An 18090-nucleotide genomic window follows, 5' to 3' on the forward strand; every position below is an offset into this window, starting at 1 on the left:
CGGCTAGTCGAGAAAAGGCAGCACCACAAGCGCTTCCGGGTCGAGCCCGTGCTGGGCGCATATACCCTGCGCCAGGGAAAAGTAGCGTTCGGCCTCGGCCAGATTGTCGAGGTCGAGATTAAGCGTTGCGAGTCCATCATAGCACGGAAACAGCAGTTGGGGCTCGCCCGTTTCGCGGGCTACCTCCAGTGCTTCGTGGAACAAGCCGATCGCCAGTTCCGGATGGCCGTTGCACTGGTGGATCTGCCCAAGCACGATCAACGGCACTGGCAGGTGCTCGCGCTGGTCGAGCGCCCGGTCAATCTCGATGGCCTTCTCGGCAGCAGGCACGCCCTCCGTTGGACAGCGATCCGTGAAAGTACAACAAGCTACCGCCAGATTGGCGAGGAGGCGCGCCTGGAAACCCAAATCGCCAATACGGCGCGCCACTTCAAGACCGCGCCGACAGACCTCCATCGCCTTCGCCGGATCGATGGTCGTGTAGAGCACCCCGAGATTGGTGTAGCCGCGGCAGGCCGCGCCCAGCAGACCGGCGGCTTCGGCCAATTCAATGCTGCGCTCAACCTCACGCACGGCTTCATGGTTTCGCCCAAGGCGAGCCAGCGCAACAGCCTTGGTATTAAGTGCCTCGGCGGTCACGAGGGTGGCATCATCGGAGACATGTTCCGTTGTCAGAGAGCGTACGCAATCCAGCGCCGCGTCTGCCCATTTTGCCGCGAGAGTGTGATCTCCGCTGCGGAACGCCTGTCGGCCACGTTCTTGCCAGAGATGCGCCTGCTCGATCGGGGCATCCGCTCCATCGAGGAGCGCTGCCGCTTCAGCGTAGCGCGATTCCGCGTCGTCCCGCTTGCCCACGTCCCAAAACAGCCGACCGATCTTGCGCAAAACGCGCGCCGCCGCGACACGATCGGCTGACTCGCGATAGGCCTGCAGCACCGCCTCGTAGTGGCGGTGTGCAATCTCGCGGCGGCCTGCCGGGCCGCTCAAATCGGCAATGCGCTCTGCAATTGCCAGTTTGAGCGGTGTTTGCCCGATCGCGCCCAACGCAGTCAGTGCTCGCTCGTAGAAACGAAGGGCGTCGTCATTGGCGTATATCATGCGAGCGCGATCTCCCGCCGCCTGCAGGTAATGCGCGCCCCTCTCCCGCTCGGCGCTCTGAGCGAAATGATGACCGAGCACGGCCAGATCCTCGAACCGTTCCGGCTTGTCGCCGCACAGTTGCTCCAGGGCGGCACCTACCCGGCGGTGGATGTCGGTCCGGCGTTGCAGGAGCAGATTCTGGTAGATCACGTCCTGCAGCAATGTTTGCGTAAAGCGGTAGCTTTGCGACGAGACCGAGCCTGATCCGGCAACTTCCTCGATGATTTCCGCATCGCAAAGCAGTTCGCAGCCCGCTTCCAGTCGGCCGGGGTCGGCTGCCACGGCTTTCAGAAGCGTGGCATCGAAGCGCGGGCCGATTACCGCGGCTTCCTGGGCCAACCGGCGCACCTCTTGCGGCAGCCGGTCGACGCGAGCAAGCAACATTGCCTGGATCGTGGCGGGGATGCCGGTTGCGACTTCGCCTGCCACGGTCCGCCATTGCTGGCCCTCGCGCACCAATACACCGCGATCGATAAGGCCGCGAACGATCTCCTCCAAGAAAAGCGGGTTGCCGCCCGCGCGCTCGAGGATCTGGTCGAGAAGCCCTCCTGCGGCGTTTACCCAGCTCTCGCCGAAAAGCGCCGCCACCAGGCGGCGTCCGTCATCGCTGTCGAGCGGCGAAAGCCTGAGCGCTGTGTGGCTGACCCGACTTGAGTCGAGTTGGTCGTTGTCCGACGCCGGACGATGCGTGACCAGCAACATCAGCCGCGTGCGTTCCAGTCTGTCCATCACGAAACGCAGTGCCTCGAGCGAGACGGAGTCGGCCCAGTGCAGGTCTTCGACGACAATCAATAGCGGCGACAACGCAAGCCGCCGTTCCATGATTGTGCGGACCGCGTAGAGAATTTGCCGCCGCAGCTGCTCGGGCTCGACATGCTGCAAGGTGGCATCGGGGTCGCCGAGGCCAAGCACATGGTAGAGCAAAGGCATCAGCCGCTTCGCCTCCTCGCCCTGCAGGCCGAGATCGGCAAGCAAGGCTGCGAGCTTGCCCCGCATTTCGTCCCCATTGTCGTTTTGCATCATCCCGGCAGCGCTGCGCACCACTGCACCCAGGGCGCCAAATGATTGTTCACCCAGCGGTGAGCACGTGGCCTGCCGCACGGCGACGTTGCGAAAACGATCCTCGTCGCCGACGCGGGCGACGAACTCCTTCACCAACCGCGACTTCCCGATACCGGCTTCGCCGACGAGGCGGACAAGCTGGGCCGAGCCGCCGCACGCCAAGTCAAGGCTCGCCAGCATTCTGTTGAGCTCCGCATCACGACCTATTATGGGCGCACTGAGGCCGAGCGCCTCGAGCCCGCGCGCTGCACGCGGCGCCGCAAGCGGTGCATCCAGTCGGTGGACGAGCACACTGCCAGCCTTGCCGCGAAAGACGACATCGCCCAGCGACTCGTACGAGAAGGCATGCCGGGTCAGCCTGTGCGTGAGTTCGCCCACCAGCACCTCACCCGGTGCAGCCAGCGATTGCAGGCGTTGCGCCGTATTCACCGTGTCGCCGGTCACCGAATAGGATTTGGCGGTGCCGATGCCCAATCCGCCAGTAACGACCGGACCCGTGTTTATGCCTATGTGGAGCAGCAGCGGCGAGCCGGAGTGGCGGGTGCTTTCACCGAGCCGCGCCGTCCGGGCGATCATGTCGAGAGCGGCTCGAAGCGCACGTTCCGGATCGTCCTCATGCGCGACCGGCGCACCGAACAAGGCGAGCAGAGCGTCGCCGATGAATTTGTCGACGAAACCACCAAAGCCTTGCACGGCCGCCGTCAATTCCTTGAACAGTTCGTTCTGCAGCGCCTGCATGACCTCGGGGTCGAGCTGCTCGCTGAGTGTCGTGAAGCCGCAGAGATCGGCGAACAGCACCGTTACCGTTCGTCGATCGGCGTCGGAGACGGAATGCGGCCCCTCTTCGCTTTCGATGTTCGGCGATGGAGCTCGAGAGGGCTGCGCAATGGTGCGGCTTGGTGTCGGAGCAGGCCGTTCGGCAGCTTTTGCGGACGCACCGACGCTTGCCCCACATTTAGGACAGAACTCGAAATCAGGTGCGCAGGCGTAGCCGCAACTGGCGCATGGCACGGGCTGGCGGCGGCCACACTTCGGACAGAAGGCGTAACCGCCCTCGATCTCGAAACCGCAGCCCGAGCAGTTCATGGACACCTCACCAGAGCATGATGCCGAAGAGTGTGAAGCGGTTTTCGGACGACATCATGCTCTATCTCTTTGACCTTGGGCCATGACGCGTGATCTCGCCACGCTCGTCACGGCCGGGGTATTCACAAGGATGAACCGATAGTCGTCAACCGGCAAGCGGCAGCGCAAATGGGCATCGGTCTGGGTTCGGCGGTGGAGCACTGCCGATACGGGCGGCTGCGTGGCCGTGATTTGCGAAAATTCCCTCGTCCCGCCGTCTTCCTGCTATGATGGAGATGAGGAGGCGACCCATGAGCGAGAACCGTAAGCTGGCCGCAATCCTGGCTGCAGATGTGGTCGGATACAGCCGGCTCGCGAGCGCGGACGAAGATCGTACCTTGGCGCGGTTGCGGGCACTGCGCAGCGACCTGATCGATCCGATCATTGCAGTGCACCACGGGCGGGTTATCAAGCGTACCGGAGATGGGGCACTGGTTGAGTTTCGCAGTGTGGTCGATGCCGTGCGCTGCGCCGTTGAGATTCAAAACGGTATGGTTGAGCGCAATGCCGGCGTACCGCAGGAGCGCCGCATCGAGTTCAGGATAGGCATCCATCTGGGCGACGTGGTCGAAGAGAGCGATGGCGACCTGATGGGTGACGGCGTCAACATCGCCTCGCGTCTGGAGGGCGTTGCGGCGCCCGGCGCCATCTGCCTGTCCGAGGATGCCTATCGCCAGGTCAAGGCCAGGCTTGACCTCTCGGTCAGCGATCTCGGCAGCACACAGCTCAAGAACATCGCCGAGCCGATCCGAGTGTATTCGCTGCAAGTCGGCGCCGGGGCCAAGGTGGCCGCGACCTCGCAAACCCCGACGAGCCCTCCGGCTGCGGCAACGCCGCCGAAACTGTCGATCGCCGTGCTGCCGTTCGCCAATATGAGCGGTGATGCCGAACAGGACTACTTCGCCGACGGCATCTCCGAAGACATCATCACGGCGCTGTCCAAACTGTCACAGCTCTTCGTCATCGCTCGCAATTCGTCCTTCATCTTCAAGGGCCAGAACGTCCATGTGCAGGATGTCGGCACGAAGCTCGGCGTGCGCTATGTCCTTGAAGGCAGCGTACGCAAGTCGGGGAACAAGGTACGCATCACCGCGCAGCTCATCGATGCAATCTCAGGCGGCCATCTTTGGGCGGAGCGGTTCGATCGCGATCTGACCGACATATTCGCCGTGCAGGATGACGTGACGCAGCACATCGTCGGTGCGCTGGCGCTCAATCTGACCGAGGATGACCGTCTGCGGCTGGCGCCCGAACACCAGCGCAACCCGGAGGCGTATGACTGTTTCCTGCGGGGCCGGGAGCTGTGGCACCGGCTGACGAAGGACACGAACGTCGCGGCCCGCGAGCTCTTGCAGCGGGCCATCGAACTGGACCCGAAATTTGCCTCTGCCCACGCTTTCCTAGCCCTCACGTACGGGCTCGATTACCTCAACAGGTGGGGTGCGTCGGACTCGATGGCGCAAGCGGAAGAGGCAGCAACGCGAGCGGTAACGCTGGATGACAGCGATCCCTGGGCGCACTGGGCGCTGGCATCGGCCAAGCTTTACACACGGCGGCACGATGAAGCCATCGGCGAGGTCGAGCGCGCGATAGCTCTCAATCCGAACTTCGCCGAAGCGCACGTCGCCCGCGGCGAGGCGCTGTATTATTCGGGTAGACCCGCGGAGGCGCTAGAGAGTTTCGCCCGGGGAAAGACCTTGAATCCATACTTCCCGGATGTGCTTCTGCACTTCCAGGCTTTGGCATCGTTTCAACTGGGAAGGTACGAAGAGGCCGTCGACCTCTTGCTGCAACGGCTGGCTCGCAACGCTGTCACCGACGTGTCGCGTGCGCTTCTGGCCGCATGCTACGGCCATCTGGGCCGTTTGGAGGAGGCCCATGCGGCATGGCAGGACCTGCTTCGCGTTAATCCCGCCTATTCGCTGGAACATCGTCGCAAGGTCTTGCCTTACAAGAACCCTGCCGATTTCGAACTGATGGTCGAGGGGCTCCGCAAGGCCGGCGTGGTGCAATGACAGGCTAAAGCCCGGCCGGATCAGAGGCCTGAGGCCCGGCCGATCTTGCGCCATCGGGCGTTTTCGCGAACCGGTTTCAGGTCATCGGTCGTCTCGGCAAATGTCCGCAACCGGTATTGCCGCAGCAGGTCCGGGAAGAGCGCCCCTTCCGGCAGGCCGGCAAGCTGCTCGCGGACCGAGATCTTTTCATCGATGACCCGCATGCCCCAGGCATTTTCCCGAACCTGCAGCTCGGCGGCCAGATCGCGCTCTTCTGGCGCGTTTTCATCCAGCGCAGCCAGCAGGATCGAGTGGAAAAGCGCGACATAGCCAATCTGTCTCAGGCCGCCCACAACCCGCACGCGCGGCAATATGGCAAGGGCAAGGAACATCAGGAACAAGTCCGGCAAAAGCATGCCGTCCAGCAGTGCCTGCTGGAGATGCGGCCGCTCGAACGGGATGGAAAGACCATGCGGCCTGTCAGGCTCGATCAGCCGCCCGTTCTTGAGGACGAGCTTGCGCACGCGCTGCTCGCGGATGCCCCAGAAATAGGCCGTGGCATTGGGCAGGAACCTGCCAAATGGGCCCGATGCGGCTTCTTGCAAGGCATGGTCGAGACGCCGGCGCCTTGCGGGCTCGAGGAGCAGCCTGGAAAGAAGGCTGCCTTCATCTTCCAGATGCCGCGACACGACAGTCGCGGCCAGCCTATCATCGATGAAAACCGGCCGAGCCATGCCGGAACGATCCCAATCGGCGACCAGATCCTCGTTGAGTTCTGTCAGCGCATCGGCGGCGGTTGCAAACACCTTGTCCTGGCTGGCAAGCAGCGTGCCCAGCCAGCTTCTGGCATCCGTCTCATTGCCCACCGTTTCGAGCGCGCGCCCGTTGAGGGTAACGGGACCGGCCGCGCAGGCGCTTTTGCGGCACAGTTTGTGGCGCCCCATGCCAAACAAATTGACCTTGTCGTCACCGACATCGAGCCATCCCGGCCCCTCCCGGCCGGTTGTCTCCATGGTCATTGTCGTTCCCATGAAGCCGAAAAAAGCCGACAGCCCGTTTTCGACCGCGCCGAGCCAGGCAAGCAGCAGGGCATCGAAGGTGATCCGATCCATCAGAAGCAGGCAGTGCAGGCCGGACTGGATAACCGGTCTGTGGTCGAATTCGTCGAGGGCCCTGCCGATCGCTTCAGGCTGCACGATCGCACCGAGGCGCTGCTGCAGGACGTCTCGCAGGATCGAGCGGGCAGCGATCGACGGGGCCGATGCAGGCCTTGCCACCGGCCGCCACAGATGGCGGGCATAATCGGAAACCGGCGCATTCCAGTTCTGCTCGATGTCACGCACGACCTCCGGGCAGAGCAGCGACAGCACAGCCAAAATGTCCACCGGAGGCGCAGGGGCAGGGACGGCGGTCATCAGAACCGCAGCCGGGCCATGCTCAGGAGGTCGTGGTACTGCCCGTCGGTAAAACCGGCCTTCACATGCCGTCCCTCGACCTCGAAGCCGTGGCTTGTGTAGAGACGGATGGCCGGTTCGTTGTCGGCATAGACAGTCAACTCGACCCGCTTCAGGGCGCGCCAGTTGTCGGCCACGTCAAGCAGCGCGCCAAGGATGGCAGAGCCGATGCCTCTGCCGACAAAGCCATCGTCAAGGCCGATATTGATCTCGCCGATATGCGAGCGGCGCGGCGAACCCTGCGCGACCAGGCTGCCATGGCCGACAACCTTGCCGTCCAGCTCCGCAACGATCCAGGTGGTTTCCGGGCCGGACTTGGCGATGCGCCGCTCCACCTGCTCCACCATCTCGAACGGCATCCTGAGCGTGCCCCAGCGGAACCCCGGCATATTGAAGATAGCGCACAGCGCCTCGGCATCGCTTGGCCGGACGGCCCGGAGCTGCGGCTGGATTTTCTCTAGGGGTGGCGTGCTGGTCATGGCTTTTCCGGCTATAGCAATTCCAGGAAAAGTGTGAGCGGTTTTCCGTCCGGAATTGCGTCAGAACAAAGGACAGAGGCAATATGCCCGGCACGATGCACCGGACGTCACCTGAAAATCCAGCCGTCTCTGCGACCTATGCCGATTGCGCGGCAAAATGCCGGGGGGCGGCGTAGAGTTTGAGGATACCGCTGATGCCGATCCAGCCGAAAAGGGCGAGCCAGCACAATGTCCCGGCCGCCGTCCAGTCGATCCGGTGCACGGCGGCGTCGGTGATGACGAGGCCAAGGACGGCAAGCAGGCCAACCAGAAACTGCGCCAGGCCGAGCACCAGCAATTCCTCACGCGGCGCACTTCTCCAGACGAGATAGGTGCCGCCTGCACCCGCGAGGAAGATGGCGCTGTAGACCTGGGCGTGAAAAGCATCGATCGGCCATGGCCAGAAGCCACCGAATGTCAGGGGAAACAGCAACAGGCCGACGCCGTAGACCCCGAGGATCGTCATTTCCACCGGTAGGTAGGCGCGCCATGCGGGGTTTAAGATCACGCCTTTTGCAGCAGGGCGGGCCCTTGCCCGCCACAGGAACAGCCCGGATACCGCGGCTGACGCAAGATAGACCAGAAACCAGAGCCAGGGGGCTTTGCGCTCGAAGTTGAAATAGCCGAGATTGATGAACGAAGCCGCCGACACGATGACGGTGAAGATGAAGGCCATGACCAGCACGAGCCTGCCGGGCGACCAGCGATTCCAGACCAGCAGCGCCGCCATCACTGCCATTTCGGCGGTGTAGAAGCCGCCGAGGAAGCGGGCATTGAACGGCGTGACGGCCCAGGGCCAGCGCGGCTTGACCAGCGCAGGCGCGAAAAACAGGCCGGCCCCAACGATCAGGACGATGATGACCCCCGCCGAGAAAAGGCGAAGGGCCGCCGGAAATGGCGGGTTGTCGCGTGTCGGCATGGAGAAAACCCCAGAGATGAATGCCCCATGGGCTATCATAGTTTGGAATTCAACAAATGGAAATTGACCTGTCACCAGGCTTGTCCATTCGAATGGCCGTACGGTCCGTTTCGCAGTATGATGGAGCGTTCGGGTCGAAGATCGGTCCGGCCAACACGCCTAGAGCCGGATGATTTCAGGTCTGTCCGACCTGAAATCTGAATCCGCCTCTAAATCAGGAAATAGAGCATGATGTCGTCCGAAAACCGCTTCACACTTTTCGGCATCATGCTCTAGCGGCGCAATTTCCGGAGCCTGCACGATGACCGAAGCTCAGGATCTGTTCTCGCTTCTGCGGCAATCGACCGATGTCGATCCGCAGGCAATCGACGCAATCCGGCAAACCATCGCCGAGGGCAAGGACCGCGAACTTTGCCGCATCAATGCGCTGGCCTTCGCCAGCAAGCATGGCCTCGACGAGGAACGCACCATAAGCGCCTTTCTCCATGCGGCGCGGGTAGGCATCTTCGACATTTCCTGGAATGTTCTGTGCCCCGGCTGTGGCGGCGTGCTCGACACCAACGCCACGCTGAAAACCATGCAGAAGGACGAATACACCTGCGCGCTGTGCTCCCAGGGCTATTCGCCGACCCTCGACGAGATGGTCGAGGTGACATTCACCGTCAGTCCCCGCGTGCGCAGGATTGCCGCCCACAATCCACACGAACTGCCGTTGGTGGAATATTACCGCCAGATCTACTGGGCGTCCGGGGCCGATCTGCCGGACGAGGATCTGGCGGAAAAGATGGAAGCGTTCTCGCTGGAAGATATCGAGCTTGCGCCCGGTGAAAAGGCGGTTCTGCACATCCAGCTTCCGCCCCAATTCATCATCGTCTTCGAGCCGGTCACGCATTCGGCCCAGTTCATCGACGCGAAGGGCGAACCGGCAAAAGAGCGGCGAAACCTCTCTCTGGCGTTCGACCGCGACCATGTCCAGAGCCAGACGCTGGAGATGCAACCCGGCCCATTGCGCATTTCGCTGGAAAACAGGACCGACACGCGCGTGCTGCCGACGGTCTTCATCGCCTGCCCGGTATTGCATGATTTCCTGGGCAAGCGCCGGCCCTTCGTGACCGCCAAGCGCCTGCTCACCAACCAGACGTTCCGGGATCTCTATCGCACGGATACGCTCGATATCAACCAGCGCCTGAAGATCACCAGCCTGACCTTCCTGTTCACCGATCTGCGCGGATCGACCGAGCTTTACGAGCGGGTGGGCGATCTTTCAGCCTTCGATCTCGTGCGCGAGCATTTCCAGGTTCTGCACGAGATCGTCGCGGCGGAGGCAGGCGCGGTTGTGAAGACGATCGGCGATGCGGTGATGGCGACCTTCGCGACGCCTGACCGTGCGATTGCCGCGGCGCTGCGGATGCGCGACGCCATGCGGGCGCTCAATGACAAAAGCGGGCGCGAGGACCTTCTGCTCAAGATCGGTGTTCATGCCGGCCCGTGCATAGCCGTGTCCATGAACGAGCGGCAGGATTATTTCGGCCAGACGGTCAACATTGCTTCGCGGGTCCAAAACCTTGCCAACGCACAGGCGATCTTCGCCACGCGTGCGGTGGTTGACGACAATCTCACCGCCGATCTGTTGCACAGGAACGCGCTGACGCCCGTGCCGCACGAGGTCTCGCTGCGCGGCATCGAGCGGGAGATAGCGGTCTATACGATCCCCTGAAGAGTTCTCTACCGCTCACACGCGCTTGCAGAGGAAATAACGGTCGGCGGGCTCCGAAGTGGGCGCCGGGAGGTGTTGCAGCAGCGGGTGATCGAGCGGCGTGCCACTGACCGCGAAGCCGCCGACGCGAAGCAGGCTCGCAATCAGATCGGGAAGCCAGGTAGCGGTCACCGCATCGCGATCGTCATAGCCGGTGCCAATGTCGGCATGAACAAGGGCGGCTTCGATGCCAATGAACTTGCGGCCCGTCTCGCGTATTTCGCCGAGCACGAGGTTTTCAGCTTCGGGAATTGAGCTAGTGTGCGCGCCAACTTCGCGGTCGAACACCACGATCCGGCGCCCGGGCAGAAGCTCGCGCAGATGGTGGAATGTCCGGCCATTGCCGAGGCCGAGCTCAAGCACAAGCCCCTCCATCTTCGCCACCTCGGGGCAGATTCGATTGAGAATGTCGCGCTGCGCGGTCATCCTGCTGATGAAATTATCGAGGCGACTCATATGCGATTGTGTGTCCTGAACCAGCAGCCCCGATCGAGGCTTGCTGCATATAAAGGCGAACGACGAACCCTGCAATAACGCAACCGGCCGCCGACAAGCGTCATACCGGGTGGAGTGTTCGGCAGGCCGCGCGGTGGAACAGCGATATCACTTGTAGGGGTCTGCGGCGTCCCGCAAGCCGTCGCCGAGGAAGTTGAACGCCATGATAACGAGGATGACCGGCAGCATCGGCAAAAGCAGCCATGGATAGAACGCGATCACGCTGACGCTGCGCGCCTCGGTGAGCAGGATGCCCCAGCTGGTGATCGGCGCCCTCAGGCCGAGCCCGAGGAAGCTCAGCGCCGTTTCGCCCAGGATCATGCCAGGGATGGAGAGCGTCGCCGTCGCGATCAGATGCGACATGAAGCCGGGAATGAGATGCCGCCTGATGATGCGGCTGCTTCCGGCGCCCATCAACTGCGCCGCCAGAACGTAATCCTCCTCGCGCAAGGCCAGAAGCTTTGAACGCACGGCCCGCGCCAGTCCGGTCCAGTCGAGCAGCCCGAGGATGACGGTGATGCCGAAATAGATCAGGATCGGACTCCAGGTTATCGGCATGATCGCCGCCAGGGCCAGCCATAGCGGAATGCTGGGAATCGATTGCAGGACTTCGATTATCCGTTGGACGATCAGGTCGAAGATACCGCCGTGATAGCCGGCCAGCCCGCCGATGACGATGCCGAGCAGGAAGCTGAAACTGATGCCGACGAGGCCGATAGTCAGTGAAATGCGTGCGCCATAGATCATGCGTGAGAGCACGTCGCGCCCCAGCCTGTCGGTGCCGGCCAGAAAGAGTTGGCCGTTCTCGGCAGGACAGACAAAATGCCTGTCACCTGCGATCAGGCCCCAGAACCGATAAGTGTCGCCCTGGCAGAAGAAACGGAGCCGCTGAACGTCGTGGTTCTCGATGTAGTTCCGCTTGAGCGTGTCCATATCCAGCGTCATCTGGCGGCCATAGACGAACGGCCCGACGAACTCGCCATTGTGGAACAGGTGCACGTGCTGCGGCGGCGCATAGATGTAGTCCATGTTGCGCGAGTGCAGATTGTAGGGCGCCAGGAACTCGCAGATAAGTATCCCGGAATACAGCACTGCCAGGAATATGCCGGATATAAGCGCAAGCCGGTGTTTGCGGAATTTCCACCACATCAGCCGCAACTGCGATGCCTGAAAGACCTTCGATTGCTCCGGCGTCATCGCCTCGACCGACTGCAGGTCGAAGGGCGCGCCGGAAATGTAGTGTTGCAGTGGAGCACCCGGAGCGGGCAGCGGCGAGTCCTGCTTCATTTGGTGCTGCCACCCTGCAAACGAATTCGTGGATCAAGCAGCGCCAGCGCCAGGTCGGAAATCAGCACGCCGATGACCGTAAGGAAGGCGAGGAACATCAGGAATGACCCAGCCAGATACATATCCTGGCTTTGCAGCGCCTTGATCAGCATCGGCCCGGTCGTTTCCAAAGACAAAACGATAGCCGTGATCTCAGCGCCGGAGATGATGGCCGGCAGGATCGAGCCGATGTCGGAAATGAAGAAATTGAGCGCCATGCGCAGCGGATATTTGACCAGCGCCTTGAACGGATGCAGGCCCTTGGCGCGCGCCGTAACGACATATTGCTTGTGCAGTTCGTCGAGCAGATTGGCGCGCAGCCGCCGGATCATGCTCGCCGTGCCGCCGGTGCCGATGATCAGGACCGGGATCCAGAGATGGGCGAGGATCGACTTCGCCTTGGCCCAGCTCATCGGCTCGCCGAGATATTGCTGGTCCATGAGGTGGCCGATGGACGTGCCGAACCAGATGTTGGCGAAATACATCAGGATCAGCGCCAGCATGAAATTCGGAATGGCAAGGCCGAGAAGGCCGAAGAAAGTCAGGCCGTAGTCGCCCCAGCTGTATTGATGCGTGGCGGAGTACATGCCGATCGGAAAGGCGATGAGCCAGGTGAAGATGATCGTGACGAAGGAAACCAGCACGGTCAGCCACATTCGGTCGCCGACGACGTCGCGAACCGGCAGCTCATATTCGAAGGAATAGCCGAAATCGCCGTGCAGCATCCCGCCCACCCAGTAGAAGTAGCGAATGACCGGCGGCTGGTCGAAACCATATTCCTTGCGCATCATCTGGATGCGGTCGGAATCCACCGCTTCGCCCTGGGCCCGAAGCTCAGCGACATAGCTGTCGAAATAGTCGCCCGGTGGAAGTTCGATGATGGTGAACACCAGCGCCGATATGACCAGCAGCGTTGGAACCATCACGGCGATGCGCCAGACAAGATATCGAAGCACGCTCAGGAGCCTCCAAGCCAGAATGTGTCCAGCAAATAGACACCGAAATAGGAGGTCGGGTCGTAGCCGTAGAGTGCTTTGTCAGGCAGGTTGCGCAGCCGCGAGGATACCAGAATCGGCTGAAGTGTTTCGTTCACCGTACCGATAGAGAACACCTGATCGGTGTAGATCGACAGCATCGAATTCCAGATTTCGGCGCGCTCGCTGGATTCGGTCGACCCGTTCCAGCGCTTGAGCAAAGCCATCAACTCGACCACTTCAGGAACATCGGGCGCCTCACCCATCTTGCCATGCGACAGATAGTAAGCGCCCCAGAGCGGCCATTGCAGCTGGTCGTCGATGGTGGGGGCCAGCTGGTATGGATTCATGTCGGCGGTCGGCACGCCATTGTCGATGCCCGACGACATCGACATCAGGATCTGGCCGCCAAGCGCGCGGCTGCGGAAGATGTCGCGCTGCGAAGTCCGGATGAACAAAGCTATGCCGATCTTGCGCCAGTGATCGGTGATGAGTTCGAGCGCATCGGTTTCCAGCGTGCTTTCGCCGGCTGTTTCCACGATGATCTGCGCCGGGCGTCCATCGGGAAGTAGCCGCAGGCCGTCATCGTCACGGGCCTGAAGCCCGACCTCGTCAAGCAGCGCATTGGCCTGGTCGGGATCGTGGGCGATCCAGGCTTTCGCGAATTCCGGCCGGTAGAGCGGGCTCTCCGGCAAGACCGTGTCGGCGCTTTCCTGCGCTAATCCGTAGAAGACGGCCATGTTGATCTCGCGACGGTCGACAGCGAGCGAAAGGGCGCGTCGCACGCGCACGTCACGCAAAAGGCCGCGCCACACCGGGTCGGCACAATTCAGATTTGGCATGAGCGCCAGCCGCGAACCCTGTGTGCGTTTCCACAGATGCATCTTCACCGGGTAGCGCTTCTCCGCGTCCTTCAGGAAGGAGTAATCGCTGAAGTCGATTCCCATGCATTGCAGGTCGCTCTCGCCCGCACCGGTCTTGGCGGAGATGATCGCCGACGAGCTGACATTCATGATGATCCGGTCGACATAGGGCAGTTGCCGGCCGTTCTCGTCTGTTCGATGAAAGAACGGGTTGCGCTCGAAGATGAACTGCTCGGCCGGCGGCTTGGTCCGGTTCTGCCAGGGGTCGAGCGTCGGCAGATCCGGGTTCTCCGGGCGATACTGCCGCGACATGCGGATGTGCAGGAGCGTCCATTTCGCGGTCCGGTTCTCCTTCATCAGGCCGGCGAGCCGGAATGGATCCTGATATTTCTTGTGGAACTGCTTGAGATAGGCGGCTGGCAAAACAAGCGGTGTCGGCGAAGCAGCGGCAAGTTTGGGCAGGAAGTCGGGATTGGGCGCGTCCCAACTGTAGCGGACCGTCAACGGATCGACGATCTCGAAACGTGGCGGCTTGCCGTCCGCCAGCAGGGCAGGGGCGAGCCCCCCTTGCGAAAGCTCATCGTTCAGCCAGACATCTTCCCAGCAATAACGAAAATCCTCCGGCGTCAGCAGGCTGCCGTCTGACCATTTATGGCCTTCACGAATCTTGAACGTGAAGACGCGATCATCCTTTACGTCGAAACTTTCGAGAATGTCGGCCTGAAAGTTAAGCTTTTCGTCATAGCCGACCAGCCGGGAATACCCGTAGATCGTCATCATCCGGATATCTTTCTGGCTGCCGATGATCGTACGCAGCGTGCCGCCATACTGGCCGGGCTGCCGGCCCATCGCCGCGAGGTTCAACGCGCGCGGGCTCTTGGGCAGGCGCTCCGCGAGTGGCGGCAGAGCCCTGGCTTTCAGCTGCGGCTGAAGAAAATCCGGCTCCAGATCGCCGGCGCGCGCCGTGCCCGGCAGAAATGCCGAAGCCATGAGACCAAGGACAATGCGGCGGCTGATCAATGGCGTAACTCGCTGACATCGGCCGAACGTCGGGCCAGCACGAGATGGCCGCCGCCGAGATCGAGCGGCGACAGCATATCCTCTTCGCCCTCGTCGCGGAATTGCGGGCCCCATGCGCTGGTGTCGGAAGCGCCGCCGAGCTTCAGCGTCTTGAAATCCATCGGCCGGTCGAGATCGGGGAAGGGGACTGCGGCGAGCAGCGAGCGCGTGTAGGGGTGGATCGGTTTCCTGAGCAGAATTTCGCGCGGTGCAAGCTCGACGATACGCCCGCCGCACATCACCGCGATGCGGTCCGCCATGTAGTCCACCACCGCCAGATTGTGGGATATGAACAGGTAGGTCAGGCCCAGTTCCTTCTGCAGGTCCTTCAGAAGGTTCAGGATCTGCGCCTGCACGGAGACATCGAGCGCCGAAACCGGCTCGTCGCAGATCAGCAGTTCAGGCCCCAGCGCCAAGGCGCGCGCAATGCCGATACGCTGACGCTGCCCGCCGGAGAAGCTGTGGGGATAACGCTGGATGAAGCGCGGATCGAGCCCGATTGCCTGCATCAGGCTCTTGACTGTGGCTAGCCGGGACGCGGCATTGCCACGTTGATGGATTTCCAGCGGCTCGCTCAAGATGTTTTCCACGGTCATGCGAGGCGAAAGCGACGAGACCGGATCCTGGAAAACCATCTGGAGTTTCGCCCGCAGCAAGCGCAGGGCGTCTCCCTCGGCTTCCAGGACGTCGATCGGTCCGTCGCGGCCGTTGAAGATCACGGAGCCGCCGGTAGGGGTGACGGCCCGCATCAGGATCTTGCTGACGGTGGTTTTGCCGCAGCCGCTTTCGCCAACCAGGCCCAGGCACTCACCCCGCCTGATGTCGAAGCTGACGCCGTCCACGGCGCGAACAGAGGTCTGATGGCTCCCGCTGAACCATCCGGAGTTGCGGATGGTGTAGACCTTTTTCAGATCCCTGACCGACAGCAGAATGTCGTCCGGCCCCTTCGCTTCCGGCGCCGTCTGCTTGCCCAGCAGGGTCCCGACATTCACCGGCACCTCGCGGAGCGCCTTCAGCCTTTCGCCAGGCTTCAGGTCGAAATGCGGGACGGCTGCCATCAGGCCCTTCAGGTAAGGGTGGCCTGGCCGGCGGAATATTGCCTCCACAGGGCCTGCTTCCATGATCTCGCCATGGTACATGACGACCACCTCGTCGGCGACATTGGCGACCACGCCGAGGTCGTGCGTGATCAGCAGCATTGCCATGTTGAGCTTGGTCTGGAGTCCACGAAGCAATTGCAGGATTTGCGCCTGGATGGTGACGTCCAACGCCGTCGTCGGCTCATCGGCGATCAACAGAGCGGGCCGGCAGATAAGCGCCATGGCGATCATGGCGCGTTGCCGCAATCCTCCCGAAAGTTCAAATGGATACATGTCGTAGGCGCGCTTGGGATTGGGAAACCCGACGAGGCCGAGCATTTCCTCGGTCCGTGCCTTGCGCTCCGTCCGATCCATGTGCGTATGAATCTGCAGGGATTCGCTGACCTGGTTGCCGATCGTGTGCAGCGGCGACAGCGATGTCATCGGCTCCTGAAAGATCTTGCCGATGCGGCTGCCTCTCAACGCCCGGATTTCGGGTCCGTCTCGCGGCATCTGCAGGATATCCTGCGTCGTGCCGGGCTTTTTGGGATCGGAAAACAGGATACGGCCGCGAACATGGGCCGTGTTCGGCAAGATGCCCATCACGGCCTGGCTGAGAACCGATTTTCCGGAACCGGACTCACCGACAAGTGCGGTGACCTTGCCGGGCAGGACGCGAAGATTTGCCCGCCTGACAGCATGCAACGGTCCCCCGACAATGGCAAAAGAGATGCCAACATCCTCGATCCGCAGCAGATCAACGCCTGCATCCATTCCCACACCAGCCCCAATCTGGCGCCTCCCGACCGGCCCCAAAAAGCAAGACTAGCGCATTGTCAGCGCAGAGCAACTTGGATTCGAAACGAATTCCCCGACGACCGGCGGCCGGACAGCATACCAGGGCGTCCAGATCGGATGGTGGTGACTACTGGAGCTTCCTCCGGTCGCCCGCCGACAGCCGCGCGGCATCGCGATGAAGCAGCATGACCTGCTCGGCGTCCGATATCCGATCGTGAAACGGCTGCAGCGCAGCGTCTTCATCGAGTGCGAGAGCACCCGACAGATCGGGTGAAAGCACCGTCAGCTTCTGCTTGCTGCCCGCCAGTTCCTCCTCGCCGAGCGTCAGCCAGCTGTTGGCCCCGCAATAGCCGGCGAAGTCCTTGCTGGCGAGAACGCTGTGCGGATATTTCTTGGTCAGGGTCTGGAGACGCTGGACCTCGTTTACAGCCGAGCCGAAGACCGAGAATGTGAGTCGGTCGGTAAGCCCGACATTGCCGAACATCACATTGCCGACATGCAGGCCGATACCAAATTTTATATCGCCCAGTCCTTGCTCTTTTCTGCGCAGATTGAGCTCCATCATGCGCATGCTGGCCTTGTGCGCAGCCGCAAGAGCAGCCTGGCAGGCGATCTCTGACTGCGCGCGGTGCCTTTCGCAGGGGTAGACGGCAATGAATCCATCCCCCAGGAAACTCATGATCTGCCCGCCTTTGCGATTGAAAGGTGCTGCGATGGCATCGAAAAACTGGTTCAGCGTATCGATATAGACTTCGCGGCCGGAGGTTTCGGCGAGCCTTGTCGACCCGCGCATATCGCCCATCACCAGCGCGGCCCGGATTGTGTCGCCCTCGCCGCGCTTGATCTGGCCGTCCAGCACGCGCCTGCCGGCGTCACCGCCGAGATACGTGGTCATCATGTTGTCGGCGAGCTTGGTGAGCACCGCCATCTTGCTTGCTATGGCGAGATGGTTCTGGATCCGCAGCAGCGCCGAAATCATGCTGTCGCTGAAGCCTGAAGCACTGTCGGTGGACCAGGACCCCAACATGCCCTGACTTGTATCGCCGTTGAAGGGATGGACGAAAGCCATGTAATCGGTGACGCCCATAAGCCTGAGCTCATCGAAAACAGGAAACTCCGACCGCACCGACGGGTCGAGCCGGCGCCGCAGATGGTCGAGCTTGTTGCTGAGCAGATGGTAGTATGGGCTGGTTAGGAATCTGTCGGAATGGACGCCGTTCTCACTCCGGAAGCCTTCCACTTCCAGGCCTTGGCCGCGAATCCAGGTGAAACCGAGCGCGTCATAAAGCGGATGCAGCATCGAAAAGCTCAAATGCACCCGCTTCAGCGGCAGGCCGGCAGCAGCCAGCCGTTCACAAAAACCCTTGACCAATGTTTCCAGGTCGTCGCCCGCCAGCGCCGATTGGGTCAGCCAATCGGCAACCTTATCCATGAGAATGTTGGAAATTTCTGCTTGCGCTGTGCTCATGCTATCTCGAAACCCGTCGAAGACGAGCCATCTCCTTTGATCCGCAAAATTCTCGAAGTC

Annotated in this window: 12 protein-coding genes; 2 read left to right on the forward strand and 10 right to left on the reverse strand. The window is 61.8% G+C overall.

Annotation, left to right across the window (positions count from 1 at the left end; all coding sequences use genetic code 11):
• Window positions 1-3 precede the first annotated feature (3 nt).
• Window positions 4-3288 carry an adenylate/guanylate cyclase domain-containing protein gene (locus AC3CCE_RS11795; protein WP_023672128.1) on the reverse strand — a complete coding sequence of 1095 codons (3285 nt, stop codon included), beginning with the start codon at window positions 3286-3288 and terminating at the stop codon, window positions 4-6.
• 290 nt (window positions 3289-3578) lie between these two features.
• Here AC3CCE_RS11795 and AC3CCE_RS11800 point away from each other — a divergent pair, with 290 nt between their 5' ends.
• Window positions 3579-5342 carry an adenylate/guanylate cyclase domain-containing protein gene (locus tag AC3CCE_RS11800; RefSeq protein ID WP_352513589.1) on the forward strand — a complete coding sequence of 588 codons (1764 nt, stop codon included), beginning with the start codon at window positions 3579-3581 and terminating at the stop codon, window positions 5340-5342.
• A 20-nt stretch (window positions 5343-5362) separates the two neighbouring features.
• Here the strand turns inward: AC3CCE_RS11800 and AC3CCE_RS11805 are convergent, their stop codons facing one another.
• From AC3CCE_RS11805 to AC3CCE_RS11815, 3 genes are all read right to left on the reverse strand, one after another.
• The gene (locus AC3CCE_RS11805) at window positions 5363-6706 is read right to left on the reverse strand and encodes a hypothetical protein (RefSeq protein WP_352513590.1); all 1344 of its coding nucleotides are present in this window, start codon (window positions 6704-6706) and stop codon (window positions 5363-5365) included.
• Window positions 6707-6735: 29 nt separating this feature from the next.
• Entirely contained in the window at window positions 6736-7254 is a 519-nt protein-coding gene (locus AC3CCE_RS11810; RefSeq protein WP_352513591.1) for a GNAT family N-acetyltransferase, read from the reverse strand.
• Between the two features lie 136 nt (window positions 7255-7390).
• Window positions 7391-8212 carry a hypothetical protein gene (locus AC3CCE_RS11815; protein ID WP_352513592.1) on the reverse strand — a complete coding sequence of 274 codons (822 nt, stop codon included), beginning with the start codon at window positions 8210-8212 and terminating at the stop codon, window positions 7391-7393.
• Between the two features lie 301 nt (window positions 8213-8513).
• Between AC3CCE_RS11815 and AC3CCE_RS11820 the strand changes: the two genes are divergently transcribed.
• Window positions 8514-9929 carry an adenylate/guanylate cyclase domain-containing protein gene (locus tag AC3CCE_RS11820; RefSeq protein ID WP_023685078.1) on the forward strand — a complete coding sequence of 472 codons (1416 nt, stop codon included), beginning with the start codon at window positions 8514-8516 and terminating at the stop codon, window positions 9927-9929.
• A 15-nt stretch (window positions 9930-9944) separates the two neighbouring features.
• Here the strand turns inward: AC3CCE_RS11820 and AC3CCE_RS11825 are convergent, their stop codons facing one another.
• From AC3CCE_RS11825 to AC3CCE_RS11850, 6 genes are all read right to left on the reverse strand, one after another.
• Window positions 9945-10424, reverse strand: coding sequence for a class I SAM-dependent methyltransferase (locus AC3CCE_RS11825; RefSeq protein ID WP_023672134.1), 480 nt, complete (start codon window positions 10422-10424; stop codon window positions 9945-9947).
• A 147-nt stretch (window positions 10425-10571) separates the two neighbouring features.
• Entirely contained in the window at window positions 10572-11750 is a 1179-nt protein-coding gene (locus AC3CCE_RS11830) for an ABC transporter permease (protein WP_352626929.1), read from the reverse strand.
• Window positions 11747-12745 carry an ABC transporter permease gene (locus tag AC3CCE_RS11835; RefSeq protein WP_023672136.1) on the reverse strand — a complete coding sequence of 333 codons (999 nt, stop codon included), beginning with the start codon at window positions 12743-12745 and terminating at the stop codon, window positions 11747-11749. Before AC3CCE_RS11835 ends, AC3CCE_RS11830 begins: the two co-directional genes overlap by 4 nt.
• A gap of 2 nt (window positions 12746-12747) precedes the next feature.
• Window positions 12748-14646 (reverse strand): ABC transporter substrate-binding protein, encoded by a 1899-nt coding sequence (locus AC3CCE_RS11840; RefSeq protein WP_352626932.1) that lies wholly within the window; start codon window positions 14644-14646, stop codon window positions 12748-12750.
• On the reverse strand, window positions 14643-16538 hold the full coding sequence (locus AC3CCE_RS11845; RefSeq protein WP_023672138.1) for an ABC transporter ATP-binding protein: 1896 nt from the start codon (window positions 16536-16538) through the stop codon (window positions 14643-14645). The genes AC3CCE_RS11840 and AC3CCE_RS11845 overlap by 4 nt, the downstream gene beginning before the upstream one ends.
• A 151-nt stretch (window positions 16539-16689) precedes the next feature.
• Entirely contained in the window at window positions 16690-18030 is a 1341-nt protein-coding gene (locus tag AC3CCE_RS11850; RefSeq protein WP_023672139.1) for an adenylate/guanylate cyclase domain-containing protein, read from the reverse strand.
• Between the last annotated feature and the right edge of the window lie 60 nt (window positions 18031-18090).

The sequence above is a fragment of the Mesorhizobium sp. P160187 genome (assembly GCF_057766425.1).